General features: G+C 33.5%; 15 protein-coding genes. 3 read left to right on the top strand and 12 right to left on the bottom strand.

Annotation, left to right across the window (positions count from 1 at the left end):
• Window positions 1–25 precede the first annotated feature (25 nt).
• Complete coding sequence (locus IGI58_RS09300; RefSeq protein WP_429952958.1) at window positions 26–1,357, top strand: IS1182 family transposase; 1,332 nt, start codon at window positions 26–28, stop codon at window positions 1,355–1,357.
• Between the two features lie 324 nt (window positions 1,358–1,681).
• Here IGI58_RS09300 and IGI58_RS09295 read toward each other — a convergent pair whose 3' ends face one another.
• From IGI58_RS09295 to IGI58_RS09285, 3 genes are all read right to left on the bottom strand, one after another.
• Window positions 1,682–2,332, bottom strand: coding sequence for an ATP-binding cassette domain-containing protein (locus IGI58_RS09295; RefSeq protein ID WP_429953666.1), 651 nt, complete (start codon window positions 2,330–2,332; stop codon window positions 1,682–1,684).
• On the bottom strand, window positions 2,322–4,463 hold the full coding sequence (locus IGI58_RS09290) for a hypothetical protein (RefSeq protein ID WP_429953669.1): 2,142 nt from the start codon (window positions 4,461–4,463) through the stop codon (window positions 2,322–2,324). Before IGI58_RS09290 ends, IGI58_RS09295 begins: the two co-directional genes overlap by 11 nt.
• A gap of 174 nt (window positions 4,464–4,637) precedes the next feature.
• On the bottom strand, window positions 4,638–4,997 hold the full coding sequence (locus tag IGI58_RS09285) for a lactococcin 972 family bacteriocin (protein WP_429953670.1): 360 nt from the start codon (window positions 4,995–4,997) through the stop codon (window positions 4,638–4,640).
• A gap of 267 nt (window positions 4,998–5,264) precedes the next feature.
• Between IGI58_RS09285 and IGI58_RS09280 the strand changes: the two genes are divergently transcribed.
• A complete protein-coding gene (locus IGI58_RS09280; RefSeq protein WP_429953671.1) occupies window positions 5,265–5,741 on the top strand; it encodes a helix-turn-helix domain-containing protein in 477 nt (158 codons plus the stop codon).
• A 160-nt stretch (window positions 5,742–5,901) separates the two neighbouring features.
• Window positions 5,902–6,321 (top strand): hypothetical protein, encoded by a 420-nt coding sequence (locus IGI58_RS09275; protein ID WP_429953672.1) that lies wholly within the window; start codon window positions 5,902–5,904, stop codon window positions 6,319–6,321.
• A 90-nt stretch (window positions 6,322–6,411) separates the two neighbouring features.
• Here the strand turns inward: IGI58_RS09275 and IGI58_RS09270 are convergent, their stop codons facing one another.
• The 9 genes from IGI58_RS09270 to pepV form a co-directional block, all read right to left on the bottom strand.
• Entirely contained in the window at window positions 6,412–7,929 is a 1,518-nt protein-coding gene (locus IGI58_RS09270; RefSeq protein ID WP_429953673.1) for an ABC transporter permease/substrate-binding protein, read from the bottom strand.
• Between the two features lies 1 nt (window position 7,930).
• The gene (locus IGI58_RS09265) at window positions 7,931–8,884 is read right to left on the bottom strand and encodes an ABC transporter ATP-binding protein (RefSeq protein ID WP_429953674.1); all 954 of its coding nucleotides are present in this window, start codon (window positions 8,882–8,884) and stop codon (window positions 7,931–7,933) included.
• A gap of 302 nt (window positions 8,885–9,186) precedes the next feature.
• A complete protein-coding gene (locus IGI58_RS09260; protein WP_429953675.1) occupies window positions 9,187–9,588 on the bottom strand; it encodes a hypothetical protein in 402 nt (133 codons plus the stop codon).
• Window positions 9,563–10,504, bottom strand: coding sequence for a polymorphic toxin type 44 domain-containing protein (locus tag IGI58_RS09255; protein WP_429953676.1), 942 nt, complete (start codon window positions 10,502–10,504; stop codon window positions 9,563–9,565). Before IGI58_RS09255 ends, IGI58_RS09260 begins: the two co-directional genes overlap by 26 nt.
• A 54-nt stretch (window positions 10,505–10,558) precedes the next feature.
• Window positions 10,559–10,861, bottom strand: a complete 303-nt coding sequence (locus IGI58_RS09250; RefSeq protein WP_429953677.1) for a T7SS effector LXG polymorphic toxin — start codon at window positions 10,859–10,861, stop codon at window positions 10,559–10,561.
• A gap of 15 nt (window positions 10,862–10,876) precedes the next feature.
• Entirely contained in the window at window positions 10,877–11,242 is a 366-nt protein-coding gene (locus IGI58_RS09245; RefSeq protein ID WP_429953678.1) for a DUF3958 family protein, read from the bottom strand.
• Window positions 11,243–11,245: 3 nt separating this feature from the next.
• Complete coding sequence (locus IGI58_RS09240) at window positions 11,246–11,521, bottom strand: TIGR04197 family type VII secretion effector (RefSeq protein WP_429953679.1); 276 nt, start codon at window positions 11,519–11,521, stop codon at window positions 11,246–11,248.
• Between the two features lie 356 nt (window positions 11,522–11,877).
• Window positions 11,878–13,566, bottom strand: a complete 1,689-nt coding sequence (locus IGI58_RS09235; RefSeq protein WP_429953680.1) for a hypothetical protein — start codon at window positions 13,564–13,566, stop codon at window positions 11,878–11,880.
• Window positions 13,567–13,927: 361 nt separating this feature from the next.
• The gene (gene pepV, locus IGI58_RS09230) at window positions 13,928–15,349 is read right to left on the bottom strand and encodes a dipeptidase PepV (protein WP_429953681.1); all 1,422 of its coding nucleotides are present in this window, start codon (window positions 15,347–15,349) and stop codon (window positions 13,928–13,930) included.
• Window positions 15,350–15,369 lie beyond the last annotated feature (20 nt).

Below are 15,369 nucleotides of genomic sequence, written 5' to 3'. Positions count from 1 at the left end.
AACGTTTTAAAGGAGAGTGGGAAAAATGATGACAAAACACCCAATGAATGGCAGAGATCAGTACATGATGATTTCCTTGGAAGAACTTGTCCCAACAGATCACTTGATTCGAAAAGTAGATAAAGCAATCGATTTTACCTTCATTTATCCAATTGTTGAATCAACTTATTCGACCTTAGGTCGACCAAGTATTGATCCTGTGGTTTTAGTCAAAATCGTCTTCATTCAATATCTCTTTGGTATCCGTTCCATGCGTCAAACCATAAAAGAAATAGACACGAATGTCGCTTATCGTTGGTTTTTAGGCTACGATTTCAATGAAACCATTCCACATTTCTCTACCTTTGGAAAAAACTATGTTCGCCGCTTTCGAGAGACCACACTCTTTGAAGATATCTTTGCCTACATACTGGAACAAGCTGTCAAAGCTCGGATGGTTACGGAAGATGTTCTCTATATGGATTCTACTCATATCAAAGCCAATGCAAACAAGCACCATTTTACTAGAGAAATGACCCATATTGAAGCTAAGGCCTATCAATCAGAATTAGAGAAAGAAATTAACGAGGAACGCATCAAGGCAGGAAAGCGTCCTTTTATTTTCCCAACAGAAAGTGAGTTGAAAGAACGGAAAATAAGTAAAGTTGATCCTGAAAGTGGTTATTATGTAAAAGGGGAACGAGAGAAACAATTTGCTTATTCTGCTCATACAGCTTGTGATGAACACGGCTTTATTCTAGATGTTATTGTTACCCCCGGAAACCTTCATGACAGTCAAGTGGCTCCGAATTTAGTGAAAACCGTTTGTCACAAATTTCCCAAAGTACGTGCTGTTGCGGCAGATGCTGGGTATAAAACAGCTACTTTTGTAGAATTTCTCCGACGGAGAAATCTTCGCCCTGTTCTCCCTTATACAAGACCTCGTGGCGATCGAACGCTACTCCCTAAAAAACAATTTGTTTATGATGAATACTACGACTGTTACTTATGCCCAGAAAATAGAGTATTGTCTTTTTCCACCATTACTCGAGAAGGATATCGTGAGTATAAATCCAAAAGTTATATTTGCCAAAACTGTCCTCAATTAACGCAATGCACACGGAGTGAAAGCCACCAAAAGGTCATCACACGTCATGTTTGGAAAAAGGGCTTAGAAGAAGCGGAACATCTTCGACATACCGCGTTTAATCGAGAAACTTATGGCAAACGAAAAGAAACAATTGAGCGAGTTTTTGCGGATGCCAAAGAAAAACACGGAATGCGCTGGACAAAGTATCGAACCTTAGAAAAAGTCGCTGTCCATACGCGGCTGATTTTTGCTGCCATGAATTTGAAAAAGTTAGCCCTATGGGGCTAAAGAAAAGGGCGAGAACCTTTCTTTTTTTGCTCTTTTTTCAGAAATAAATAAAAAATACGTTCAGAATTTCTATTTCTAGAAACCTAAACGTATTTGTCTACAGTCTGGGACTTTGTAAGTCTTCTTTTAATTTATAAAAGTCATCTTTTCACTGAACTTGAATTTATTATTTTAATAAAAGTTGTTTTACGAAAGATGCTTATTATAGCGAAAGTCTGGAAAAAATGCATTTCTTTTTGGTAGAAAGTACTTTATTATGAGAAAAGAAAAAAGTATGAACTACGCTCTTCAGAAGATTTACGTGCAGTCCATACTCTTTAAAAGTCAAATTGTATTTTCAAAAACTTTTTCGCAATCTAAATCGACAACTACAGAAGCATATTTCAATAATTGGTTGTCATGTGTGACCATTACAACTGCTTTCTGTTTTTCTGTTACTAAATGATGAAAATATTCGATTATAAATGCTGCATTTTCCTCATCTAGATTCCCTGTTGGTTCATCGGCAAAAATCACCTCAAACGGCTTCAACAATGAACGAATCAAAGCAATTCTTTGTTGTTCTCCACCGCTTAATAGAAATACTTTTTTAGTTAAAATAGATTCTGCTAATGAAAACTTTTCGAGAAGAATTGTAAGATCACTTGTTTTAAACGATTTATTGTATTTAATTGCCAACTTGAGATTTTCTAAGACAGTCATATTTTCTAGCAGTCCATAATTTTGAAACATATAGCTGATCACATTTTTCCTAATCATTTGTCTATTTTTTTTCGTATTTTCAAACCTTTCATAGTTTAATCTACCTATATACGTCTTCTCTAATAAGCTTAAATTGTTGATCAATGTCGTCTTCCCGGTACCACTCTTGCCTGTTATTCCAACAAAATCACCTGCTTTTACTGATAATGTAAAGTCGGTGATGATCTTTTTTTGATTGATTTCGATAGATAGATTATTTGCTTCAAATATCATAAAAATCTCCTTTCAAAGTAATAGATCTATTATTTAAATGGATCGAACTGTAAATAAAGCTATTCAATAGTACTATAAGGACTAGTGACACTACTAAAAAAGAGGATTTTGGATATAAAAATTTGAACAGTACTATCGTAATCAGTTCTATAAATATAGGAATCATTACAATATCCATCATTTGATCAAATGACGAATACCCCAAGATTTCTTTTATAAGTCGTTTTTTCGCATTCACTTTGAATAAAATATACATAATTTGAACATTCAATGTGATAAATAAGAGAGTCAAAATACTGTACTGAACAATTAAGTGAAGGATATTTGCTTCATTTCTAGCAGTCTCTTCTCCTCGTTCTTTAAAAACAGAGAGCGTAAAATTTAGAGTGCCATTGAGACCAGAGTCTTTCACATCCTGTTTAATAAGATCAAAAGGTTCTCCTTTCGCTTCCTTATCAAAATCAATGAATAGACCTCCATTCATCGTCAATATATTTCCCCAAAAGAGTCCATCCATTAATTGAGGATTTACGACTACTACGATAGGGTCTTCTACCATATTTTCATCTGTCAGTTTTCCATAAAATGTATTATAGGTGAAATATTTTTGTTGATTCTTGACATACAACACTTGAATGTTTACTTTATCCAACGAAATATTTCCAATTGGAGGATCTTCCGTTAGTTTGAATTTTAAATCTGACAAATAATTTTGCTTGATTTCTGCTTCGTATTTTTTATATTTTTGAGGTACTAGTAATGAAAGCGTGTTTGAATCCACATTGATTTGTTCTTTTTCAGTAGGGATAACAAATTCTATAGGATTTACCTTTAAATAATTCGTATCGATTGTGATATCTGCTCCTCCCGGCGAAGTAATGTATTCTTCTTTATCTGGTATTCGGTCTTGTCCAATAAGTATGGACTGATCATGTGAATCGTTTAAAATCGTATAATTATAGGGTGCTATAATAAATGTTTGGTATTTTTTAGAAAGCTTTTCATAAAATAACTGTGCATTTTTTAAATAGGTTGTTTCTTCTAAAGGGTCATCTCGATCTAACTGATTTGATATATTTGTCTTATATAAATTTTCTGTTTTTGTCCATAATTGTATTGATTGCTTTATCTGATCATACATTTTGAACTCCTGTTTTATTTCTTGTGACTTACCAAGAAATAAGAACAGTGAAAGGCATAGTGCTCCAGCAAGGCTAATTATTAATATTTTACTTGGCGCAGCTCCTTTTACATTATTTTTTATGTTTATAACCTTATATAGAAAGACTACAATCGAAATATAGACGATCAATGCCAACAGATAAATAAACAAACAAAGTAAACACGACCATACGAGATTCAGCGTTATATTCTTAGTTAAAATGATATATATAGTCAAAGCTAATAACAGTCCATATAGTATAGAAAAAGTTGACTTGATGGATTGAAATGCAATTTGCTGAACAGAATAACCTAAGACTTTTTTCAAGGAAATAATTTTCCTTTGCGAAAATGACAATGAAATGATGCAGATGAAGAAAAAGACGATCAAATACAACGTAATTAGATTTTGATAAATATTGACCGTAAAAGTATCTGATATAACTGGTTTTACTATCTTCACAGTTCCATATTTTTTGAATATATCAATAAGTTTGTTATGGCCTTTTTTTCCTTGTATGTAGAAAACATTTCCTAATCCTATATTTTTTGCTTGTTCAAATGAATATATTTTTATTTTTAAGAAATCACTGGGCAAATCAATAAGACCACTATTTTTTTGATTTCGATCAGAATAATTTGTTACATAGAAATCTTCTGAATGAATAGGAAACACGCCTGATTTCAAACGGAAAAGTGGATTTGCTTGAGGATTTGTTGAAAGAATGCTCAAGGTATCTTTGGCTGTAAAATTGTACTGAGATATTGTTGCATCCTGCTCAATGGAATTCTTGTAAATATCATGAATAAACTGTTGATAATTGGTTTTTGGCTCATAAATAATATGCACTTCCTCAGTATCATCATAAAGTGCTTTTTTTATATCTAACCCTTTCAATAGACTAGTAGCAGAAAATAGCAACAATAGAAAAATGATTGAGGATAGACAAAAATTTATTTTTTTTATCATATATCTGCAACCTTTCTAAAAGGATAAAGGGACAGGACACATAGCTCTATGAAATATGACCTGTTCCTTTTAACAATGAGTAACTGGTGAAATCAAAAGTAACTTCTACGCTTTGATACAATTAGAATGCTAAGAGTTGAATACCTCTATCCCGACACTCTTTTATTCGACTGCCTAGTAAACATTCCACCAGCCTGTATTGCCAGATAATGTGGCATTTGCAGTTGCATAAGCACGTCTACCAGCACCTTGCTTATCACGGACAGAACCACCCCAACCATTTTTAGCTGTTGCACTATGTGTTCGAGTTGAATGGTCATATCTTGCCCAGACTTTAAATCCATTAACACCACAGGTAAAGTCTCCGCCACCAGCTGCGTATCTTGTCTTAGGAGCAGTATCATCTGGAGCTACACCATTATGTGCTTCCATACCGCCTCCAAATAAAGCCTCGGGATCTTCACTTGCTTGTACAGATAAACCACCCACAACCGTCGTTGCTAAGATCCCTAAAAATAAAATTGTCTTCTTCATACTCTTTCCTCCGTTATATTTTCGTTACCATCTCTGGTACAACTTCAGCTTACTATTAACTGGAGGTTTTTATAAAGAACTTATCGATTTACATGACTAAAAAAGCATGTACGCTTCTGTTTCCTTCACGTAAACTTCTAGTTCCATGTCGAAATATCGCTTTTTTCAGCACTTTAGTTTCAATACTTCAAGCAAACTATTCTTAATCTTCAATGTGAACTATGCTAAAATAAATTATGCATATCTATATATACGTTAGGAGGAACTATGGATTCTTTAGGTTATAAACTGAAAACATTAAGAACTAATAACAACTACACACAAGAAGAATTGGCAAAACAACTATTTGTAACCAGACAAACTATTTCAAAATGGGAAAATGGGAAAACTACCCCAGATATTCAAACATTGAATAGAATTTGTGATTTCTATAATATTCAGTTATCACTTTTATTATCTGAAGATCATCCTGAAAAAAAAGACAGCTTTCACAATGAAAAGCTGATAAAGTATTTGGCTCTTTCTATAAACATAGTTATTGTATTGATTCTTTTGTTTAATTTGGTACAAAGTGCTTTTTTTCTGCACACACATAGCACTTTTACATGGTTTATTTTATTTTTGATGGGCATTATTCTATTATCTAATATGGTCATCCTCTTTATTTCAACTAATCATAAAATGTATATATTTAATGTTGTTATCCCTGTATTGATACTCATTATTGTTCACGTTATTGTATGAGAGCGACAAAAAACTTCAAGTTCTTTGCGAGGAAAGATCTCGAAGTTTTGTTTCTGTATTTTGAGTTATTGATTTGGCTTTTCTAGTATATTGGTTTTTAGCTCATTTTTAGAAAATCACCTAGGTTTCATTTCTTGTTGAAAACAATTTTAGCTTTATAATGGAGGGAATAACAATATTTAATTTTAAGATAAACAATGCCAGTGAATACGACTTTTGTCAGATTAATTTAAGTTTAGGAAATGAATCTATTGGAGATTATGAACAATTTATTTTAGCTGGTACTCTTAAGCTTAGCCTGGATGAATTATTATTGAAACTAAAAAAGACTCCCACTATAATTTGTACATACAACAATATAGAGAATTTAATGAAAAAGAACTTTTTTTCATTCCCTGAAAATTCTATATTACCAGTAGGTATTGAATCATTTGATGGAGATTTCGCTATATTTGTTAATATAAATATGAAGGACTACCTCCTTTACCAAACATATAATGGCACTAATTATTCTGTTTATCCACTTAATAAAAAAGAATATACAGAAAGTATTAGACAAGTCTTGAATAACCTTAAATGAATGTGTATAGATAACAACTTATCAAAAAATTAAACACTCTATGAATGATAATAAAATATCATTCATAGAGTGTCTTTTTCTTATAAACTATTATTCTTCCAACAGCTTATGCTTCACTAAATAATCATGAGCCACCGTCGCCGGATCTTTTTGTTCCACATTGACCTGATAATTCATATCACTCATTTCTTCTTCAGTGATTTTTCCTACTAGAGGGTCTAATAAGTCTTTCAGTTCCGGATATTTTTTCAGTGTTTCTGCTTTCAATAATGGTGCACCCTGATATGGTGGGAATAGTTGCTTATTGTCTTTCAGAATAACAAGATCATATTGCTTAAGCTCACTATCTGTAGAATAAGCATCTACAACATTCACATCACCGTTATTGATTGCTTGGTAGCGTAAAGACGGTTCCATTGATTTGACCTCTACATTGAGTCCATATAATTTTTGTAAGCCTCTATAGCCATCATCACGATCGATAAATTCAAGTGTGAATCCAGCTTTTAGCTGACCTTCGACTTCTTTCAAATCTTCGATGGTTTTCAGTCCATTTTCTTCTGCAAAGGAACGTTTGACTGCTACTGCATAGGTATTTTGATAACGCATCGGCTCTAAATAATCCATATTTTCCTGTTGCTTGATTTGGTCACGCGCATATTCGTAAACTTCCCGCGGATCGTTAGATGTGTTCTTATTATCTTTTAGGAATGTTTCAAGAACTGTCCCTGTAAATTCTGGATAAACATCGATCTCACCTGATTTTAAAGCATTAAATAAGAAGCTGGTTTTCCCAAAATTTGTTTTTAAATTTACATGGATGTCACTGTTGTTTTCAATCAATTCCTTATACATATTGATAATGATATCTGGTTCAGCACCTAATTTTCCCGCAATCGTGATTTCTTTTTGCTCAGCTTCTTGATGTGTATAAACAAATGACCCAATCAATAATGCTAGTAATACCATAAAAGCTGTAACAATTCGTTTGACTGTCGCTTTTTCCAAGAGATGAATACCGTAATTAAACAGCACAGCCAGTACAGCGGAGGAAATTGCACCGATCAAAATCAAATAGACATTATTTCGATCGATCCCAAGCAGGATAAATGAACCCAATCCGCCTGCACCGATCAAAGCAGCTAAGGTTGCAGTACCGATGATCATTACCGTTGCCGTACGAATACCAGAAATAATATATGGCAACGCTAATTGTAACTCAAATTTGATCAGCTTTTCTCTTTTGGACATTCCAAAAGCTTCAGCTGCCTCTTCTAATGAGGGGTCGATTTCCGTCAGTCCAGTATACGTATTTTGCAAGATCGGAAATAACGCATAAATCACTAACGCTACAACTGCCGGTGGTGTCCCGATTCCGATGATCGGTATCAGTAAACCTAATAAAGCTAATGAAGGGATCGTTTGAAAAATCCCTGTGATTTGCAATACTGCTTCTGCTGCTTTTTTATAATTTGTAAGTAAAATCGCCAGTGGAATCGCCAAAAGAATCGCAATCAGCAAAGATAACAATGATAATTGGATATGCTCAACCACTGCCTGAATAAACTCTTCTTTTCGTGCAGCTAGTGTTTCGATTAGTTTTCCCATATTAATGATCACCTTTTTCCATCTTCGTCTCTAAGAATCTTAGGATTGCCCGATCTGTGATTTCTCCATGAACTATTTCTTCTTCGACCAATGTGACACGCTTTCCTTCTATAAGGGCACGAATGATCACTGGTAATGTCGTATCCAGCGCTACGTTCACTTCTCCTGTTATTTTAGCAGGAGTTAATGAGTCTATTTTCAGTAAATCTTCTGCACAATAATTTTCCAAGTTCGAATGATCTTGTTGGAAAAACTGTGCTACAAACTCATTAGCTGGATGGCTTCGGATTTCTTCTGGAGTATCTGTTTGTACGATTTTTCCTTCTTTCATCACACAAATCCGATCACCTAAAAGTAATGCTTCGTTCATATCATGAGTGACGAAAACGACTGTACTTGCCATTTCTTTATGCAACTCTTTGATCAATAATTGTAGCTGTCCTCTCGAAATCGGATCCAGTGCGCTAAACGGCTCATCCATCAAAATGATATCTGGTTTTGCTGCGATTGCTCTTAAAATACCGATACGTTGCTGTTCACCACCTGATAATTCTGCTGGTTTACGATGCAAGTATTCCTCTGGCGGTAAATTGACTTTTCGTAATAGTTCTTCTGTTCTTTCTCTTCGCTGCGTTTTGTTCCAGCGTTTCATTTCTGGAATCAATTCGATATTTTCAGCCACCGTCAGATTAGGAAAGAGAGCAATTTGTTGTAGAACATAACCGATCGTTAGTCGAAGTTCTTTTAAGTCATATTCAATCAAGCGTTGATCATTAAAATAGATATCTCCATCTGTCGGCTCGATCAATCGATTGATCATTTTCAGTGTTGTCGTTTTTCCACTGCCGCTGGGGCCGACCAATACAAAAAACTCACCATCTTCGATCGCTATATCAAAATCTTCTAAAACTGCCTGATCATTATATTTTTTGGAAACCTGTTGAAACCGAATCATGTATTCACCTCATTTTTATTTAAAGCTTGGAAGATACGTTATTAAGTATACTGGAAATTGTCATTTGTTTCTAACGACTTGTTTTTATTATACAGAAAAAAACCTGACAACTGTCTGTCAGGTTTATTGAGATGATATTTATTTTTATGTTTATTTCGCCAAATGATAAATCGCATCACTTTACAAACCTTGATTTATCAATATTTCAAAGGGGTGTTTTGAAAATATCCCACCAAAATCCCACCACATTTTTAAAGCTCGGGCGGGCTTTTTATCTAATATCTTCATAGTCTAGGTTTTTATTAATTATTATTTTCTACGCTAACATAGCTATAAACAAATGAATCTGTTTTGTTTTTTATTTTTACAGTGTATTCCTTACCTTTCCCTGTATACAAACGGTAGCTATAATAAAATTTATCTTTTGATGTAAAACGATCTTCTCCAATAAAATCTGGCTCTACTATTTTTCCTTTAGAATCAATTACCTCGATTCTAAAGATTGATTTTTTATCTTTTTTTACATATATCGAGATTTGTGGTTCAATATTACTTTCATCAATCTTAACTCTAAGTTCTTTCTGTTGATTCGGGAAGTATAGTGATCTATATACTAATCTGCCGTTGAAAATAAGGTAAATAGCCAAAATTACTGAAACAATAAACACAATAACTTTACTAATTCTTTTTATGGTATTTTTCAAAGTCTGCTATTCCTTCCTGTATCATCTTAGCATCACCATCATTGTCCCCATAGTTACCATTTTTAATATTTTCAATCCACTTTGGAATATCTTTATCTGAAATAAACCCTTGAGCTATTCCAGCCCCATATTTTAATGCATCATTTTTTAACATGAACGCGCCTTGCCCATAATAGCCAAATAGATAATTACCCAGATAATCAGGCTTTTCATTATTCCAACCCCTTGACCAAATTGAATAATTAAGTGATTCATCATTAGCTGATTCATGAAAAATGCGTAATTTTAAGTCTAATGGTTTACCTGTATTTACCATATCAACAAATTCAAGGACATGTTTATCAGAAATTGCTATTGCATCATCACCCAGACTTCTAACTACTGCCTTAATATCAATATCTAGTCCACGCAATATTTTAGCAAGTCTATCTTCCGCGTCTTTTATTTGTTGTTCAGTAGAGCTAGGATTAAGCCTAACTTTATCATACTCATCAAAAGCAGGTTTTGCCAACGAATAAAGGTAGTCTTCATATACACGAGCGATTTTATTGGCTTTTTCAGTTGGAGAAAGAGACTTGTCATCTTTAATCTCCTGAACAAGTTTTGCATAGTCTAGCGGCAAAACAAAATTATCTTTCCATTCCTTATTAATGCTCTTTGCCCAGTCAAGTTTTAGCTTAGAGGTGCTGTACATACCGTTAGAACCATCAAAGCAATTTGTACTAGAAAGTGCAGATAAACCTTGGCTGACATTATCTAGCAACGAATCTGCCGTTGTATATAAATCAGAACAAGAACTCTCTAAATCATACATTGACTGAATTTCTTCTCTAAGTTGATGAATTTGAATAGTGATTGAATTAGAACCATCATCGGCATTAACGTTTCTTGTACCAAATGACGGGCTATTAGTCATTAAGCTATTTCTATATAATATTGATCGTCTTTGTTGTTCTAAACGTTCAATAATTCAGTTTAATGCGTCTTCATCAATTTCTTCATTCTCAATCTTTTCAGCTATTCGACTAGCAAACGTTAGATTATCATTTGTAATTTCATCATTTGCTCGAATTTGCCCCCTTAAAAGTGGAATGTGGGCAGTTTCGGCGTAGCTTTTGGCAGCAGACCAAGCATCACCAGTTAACTCTGGCGCTCCAATAAAGCTTTGCATACCTTGCATAATTTGATTTAACCCATCATTTTTAGTAGATAAAGAGGTATTTATCTGATCTAAATAGCCAGTTATCTCACTTACTCTAATTTTCAACCCCAATAATAGAACCTCCTTTTAGCGACTTTCTTGTTTTAGTTTCAATTGTTTATTAAGTAACGCTTCTTCTTTATTAACTAATTCTTTTTGTTCGTTCTCTAAATTTGAATGGACATCATCTAAAGTTCTCATTGATTGTTTGTATTCATATTCATTGTCTTCATGAGCCATATGTAAAAAGCGATTTGCTTTGTCGCCTTTCCAATAATAAGCTAATTCGTCTAAAATATCGGTATTTTCTTTATAGATTTGATGGGTAATGTCATCAGCTTCTGTAAGTTTTTCAGTTTGCTTTTTATTTTCGTCTAAATCATCTGTCAGATTTTGCAATTCTCGATTAATCGCAATAATCTCATCTAAATTATCTTTATTTTCTTCTGGCATTTCCTAACCTCCATTTGCAATTTGTGCATCTTTTTCAGCAAAAGTAGTAGCAATTAAAGTAAAGTTCGCTAAATCTTTAGATAGCGCGCTACCGTATTGGCTAGTATTTGTTAGTGATTTGCCATTTGTACTTTTTACTTTTCCACATACCGAAAGATTAGAGAAACTGATTGAAGATGAGTTAACACTGGTTTCAAGTGCTGAATCTTTTGCGCTTGAAATTGGGTTTATATAATTAGATGCTACGCCTACATCTGAACTTATTGTTCCATTTGACATTTGGTTCACCTCAGATTATTTATTCTATCAATAATCTTACCATTATTTACTTATTGTCACAACTTGAGCTTTTAAAATGTTTTCTTATTTTATATTCTCATTTTAACTAAAAGAGGAAAAATTTCAGTAAAAAAATACAACTACTACATCCCTAAAATAACAGAATCCAGTAGTTGCATTTTTTATTTCAATATAATTTTATACGCATTTTTTTAATGCGATTTATGCTTTGACGGCCAAACGATAAATGGTACTATTTTATAAACCTTTATTTATCAAGGTTTGACAGGGATATTTCAAACATATCCCGCCAATATCCCACCACATTTTTAAAGCTCGGGCGGGCTTTTTTTAATTTAACTATTTTCTTTTAAATATCCAATTAACTCTGATACATGTATGACAGGAAATTTTAGATTATCCATATTATTTATTGAATTTACGGGATATTTTAAAACTATTAACCCTTTAATTTTGTTGATTTTTTCACTTTCAAAAAAAGTTTCCACATAATTTTTTCTTTCCCTTAAATCTAAAACTTTTTTATTTATTTTATCTTGAAATTCTCTATTTATTTTACCAGAAGCATTTACCTGTGACTTCAAATCATATTTCATCGGCAGTGCTTTGCATTCTATAACAAAGACATTCCTTTTATAAAATACTAAAACATCTATTTGACCATATAAATGTATACCTGCTATGTCATTTTGGTGTACATCACATATAATTTTACTTTTTGGCAATTCATTTTCTATTACTTTTGCTACATCAGATTCAAATATATTTTGCATATTCTGAACATGACTTTCTAATTCCCTCTTAAATCTAGGATCTTCTACATAACCATATTTTATATCTTCAATCAATCCAATTAGAGCAAATATGAGAATATAAATTTGCACGCAATAATGGTTATTTCCATAAGGAATCAATGGTTTTCTTAAATATCTCTGATAATTGGAAAACCCTGAATTATCCATGTATTCATGGCTATGCAATAGTTGGCTAATTAACAATTCAACATTGCTTAATTCCAGCTTAGATATGTCTGAAAGTAGTTTGCTTATATCTTTAGAAGTACCCATTACATATCCGAATATATTCATTTTTTCTCGTAAACTAGATATCAATATATCTAGTTCTGAAATTTCCAATCCTAAATATTTTTTGCAAGCTGGAGAAATACCATCTTGAAATGCCTCATAATCAGTTATACTATTCCCAATACTCACTTTTTTTATATGTTCTTCTAAACGATTAGGTCTAATTCTACTATTCCCATTTTTTAGATATAAATAGTCATCAGTTACTTTTATTTTTATTTTCTTATTAGTTTTCAAAATATCCAATAATTCTAAAATTAAAATGATAGCTCTAGAAGTATTTAAGAGTTCTATAAAATCAAAAGAATCACTATCACTTATTCTATCAACATCAACAAACTGTTCTTTTGATAATATATAACCTATTGACTTTTGTATTGCCTGTTTATCTCTTGCTAATAAATTGCTTAAATATAAAACAGCCTCATCGGTATATTTTTCGTTATGTCTAAAATACTGCTTATGATACCAAAACGTGTAACAAATATCTCTTGATACCTGTTCCTCTATTTCTTCATATTCTATATCTTTTCCTGAAAATAATTTTGACAAATTCAAAGTCATATGTATGTTATAATCTAACATTTGCTGTAATGAAAATAGATATACGTGCATAGACTGCTCAATCAAACAATCTAACTTTTCTTTTAGTATACTGTAAAAAAAATTAAGCAAGTCATATATTTCACTTTTATCATTATATTCTTTCACTTCAATATCATTTTTTTTTATTAATTCACAAAATATATAATGTTCGCTAAGATTTTCTTTAACAAATTCTGGAGACATCAAAGTCAAATTTGTTCTATTTTTTTCAAATATCATTGGAATTTTATGATTAAGCTGAAAAACTATGTTATTACTATACTCCTCATCAATTGAACCTCTTAGAGAGTTCATGAATTCAAAAAAATTGACATATTCGGTATCATTAATCATAATTATCATCCTCCGTACAAAACACCTTATTTAATATATTGTAACATAAAATAAACGTTATGTACTTCACCGCTAAATTATAATTTATTTTTTATCAATATACAATTATTTAATTAAGTTTGTCCCTATTTCTATATCTACTTGAAATACTCCTTCGGAATTTTTCAAAGACTTACGTTCAACTGATTGTTAATAATCTAGACATAAAGTTCTCTGACTTTTGTTTCAAACTAAATAAATAAAAGGTTAATGAAATATATAAGCTAAAAATGCAACTACTACATCAGTAAAACAACTGAATCAAGTAGTTACATTTTTTTATATCTCACTCCTATTTTTGCAAGCCCTTTTACAATGCCATCTATGCTTTGACGGCCAAACGATAAATCGCATCCGCATAAATAGCTGTTGCACGGAATAAATCATCCAATGCCATAAATTCGTTTGCTTGATGCATTGTATCTGTATAGCCTGGGAACATTGCGCCATACGCTACGCCGCGTTTTAATAAACGTCCGTAAGTTCCGCCACCGATGATTTGTTCGTGACCTTTTTGTCCGGTGTGATCTTCATACACTTGCAGTAATGTTTCTACCAATGGATCATCTGCTGGTACATAATGCGGTTCTTGATTGCGGCCGCCTTGAACGATCTCTGCACCGATCTTACCAGCAGTTGCTTTAACACCTGCTTCTAATTGTTCTGCCGATGTTCCTTTAGGGTAGCGGAAGTTCAAGCTCATAAAATTGCCTTCTTCTTGCCCTTTCTCGAATACAAACAGACCCGCATTCATTGTTAGTTTGCCCATTTTAGCATCTTCAAAAGCTACGCCTAATTTTTCGCCGTAGAAATCTTCATGCACTAATGTTGCAGCCACTTCGATAAATTCTTTTGCCGCGCCGCCAAAGCTATAGCTATTTAGGAAAACAGCCAAGAATGTCGCTGCATTAATCCCTGATTGCGGGCTAGCACCGTGAGCCCCTTTTCCGACAACTTTGATCGTAACAGTTGTTCCATTTGCCTCCAAAGTACCAGAAATTGGTTCTTCACCGACAAACACACTGAATGCACCTTGCATTTTTTCAGCAGCTTCTTCAGAAGGGACAGTGACCACCGCTGTTGCTGTACCGGGAACCATATTTTCACGTAAACCAGCATTGAAGCTCTCTAAGCCATATTCACCTTCACTTGAGCCGCGGAAGCGTGCATATAATGAAACATTCCCCTTCTCCCCATTGATGATCGGGAATTCAGCATCTGGAGAAAAACCAAAATCAGGTGTTTCTTCATGTTTGAAGTAATACTCCATATCGCCCCAGCCGCTTTCTTCGTCACTGCCGACTACAAAACGAACTTTCTTAGATAATGGTACACCTAGATCTTTGATGATTTTCAATGCATAATAAGCGGCCATACTTGGGCCTTTATCATCGCTTGAGCCGCGGGCGAAAATTTTCCCGTCTTTGATCACTGGTTCATATGGATCAGTGTCCCAGCCATCACCTGCAGGAACTACGTCCATATGGCCGAAGATACCTAATGTTTCATCACCTTCACCATATTCGATATGTCCTGCATAGTTATCCACATTCTTTACGACAAAGCCATCACGTTCACCGTAAGAAAGCATATGTTTCAAACCAGCCACAGGTCCTGGGCCAAAAGGCGCTTCTGGTGTTGCTTTTGCATCATCACGCTCACTATTGATGCGTAATAAATTCTGTAAATCTTCTAATAGTGCCTCTTTGCGGGCATCTACTTCTTTTTGCCAATCAATTGTCATTTTTTAGTCACTCCAATTCA

Origin of the sequence: Enterococcus sp. AZ020, from assembly GCF_050499205.1 — a bacterium.
Classification (GTDB): Bacteria; Bacillota; Bacilli; order Lactobacillales; family Enterococcaceae; genus Enterococcus_L; species Enterococcus_L dunnyi.
Note: the sequence above shows the minus strand (reverse complement) of the source record. Positions and strands in the feature narration are given on the sequence as shown.

Coding starts and splice junctions, on each gene's coding strand:
- IGI58_RS09300 (WP_429952958.1), top strand. CDS start 26: ATGATGACAAAACACCCAATGAATGGCAGAGATCAGTACATGATGATT.
- IGI58_RS09295 (WP_429953666.1), bottom strand. CDS start 2,332: ATGATATTTGAAGCAAATAATCTATCTATCGAAATCAATCAAAAAAAG.
- IGI58_RS09290 (WP_429953669.1), bottom strand. CDS start 4,463: ATGATAAAAAAAATAAATTTTTGTCTATCCTCAATCATTTTTCTATTG.
- IGI58_RS09285 (WP_429953670.1), bottom strand. CDS start 4,997: ATGAAGAAGACAATTTTATTTTTAGGGATCTTAGCAACGACGGTTGTG.
- IGI58_RS09280 (WP_429953671.1), top strand. CDS start 5,265: ATGGATTCTTTAGGTTATAAACTGAAAACATTAAGAACTAATAACAAC.
- IGI58_RS09275 (WP_429953672.1), top strand. CDS start 5,902: ATGGAGGGAATAACAATATTTAATTTTAAGATAAACAATGCCAGTGAA.
- IGI58_RS09270 (WP_429953673.1), bottom strand. CDS start 7,929: ATGGGAAAACTAATCGAAACACTAGCTGCACGAAAAGAAGAGTTTATT.
- IGI58_RS09265 (WP_429953674.1), bottom strand. CDS start 8,884: ATGATTCGGTTTCAACAGGTTTCCAAAAAATATAATGATCAGGCAGTT.
- IGI58_RS09255 (WP_429953676.1), bottom strand. CDS start 10,504: ATGACTAATAGCCCGTCATTTGGTACAAGAAACGTTAATGCCGATGAT.
- IGI58_RS09245 (WP_429953678.1), bottom strand. CDS start 11,242: ATGCCAGAAGAAAATAAAGATAATTTAGATGAGATTATTGCGATTAAT.
- IGI58_RS09240 (WP_429953679.1), bottom strand. CDS start 11,521: ATGTCAAATGGAACAATAAGTTCAGATGTAGGCGTAGCATCTAATTAT.
- IGI58_RS09235 (WP_429953680.1), bottom strand. CDS start 13,566: ATGATTAATGATACCGAATATGTCAATTTTTTTGAATTCATGAACTCT.
- pepV (WP_429953681.1), bottom strand. CDS start 15,349: ATGACAATTGATTGGCAAAAAGAAGTAGATGCCCGCAAAGAGGCACTA.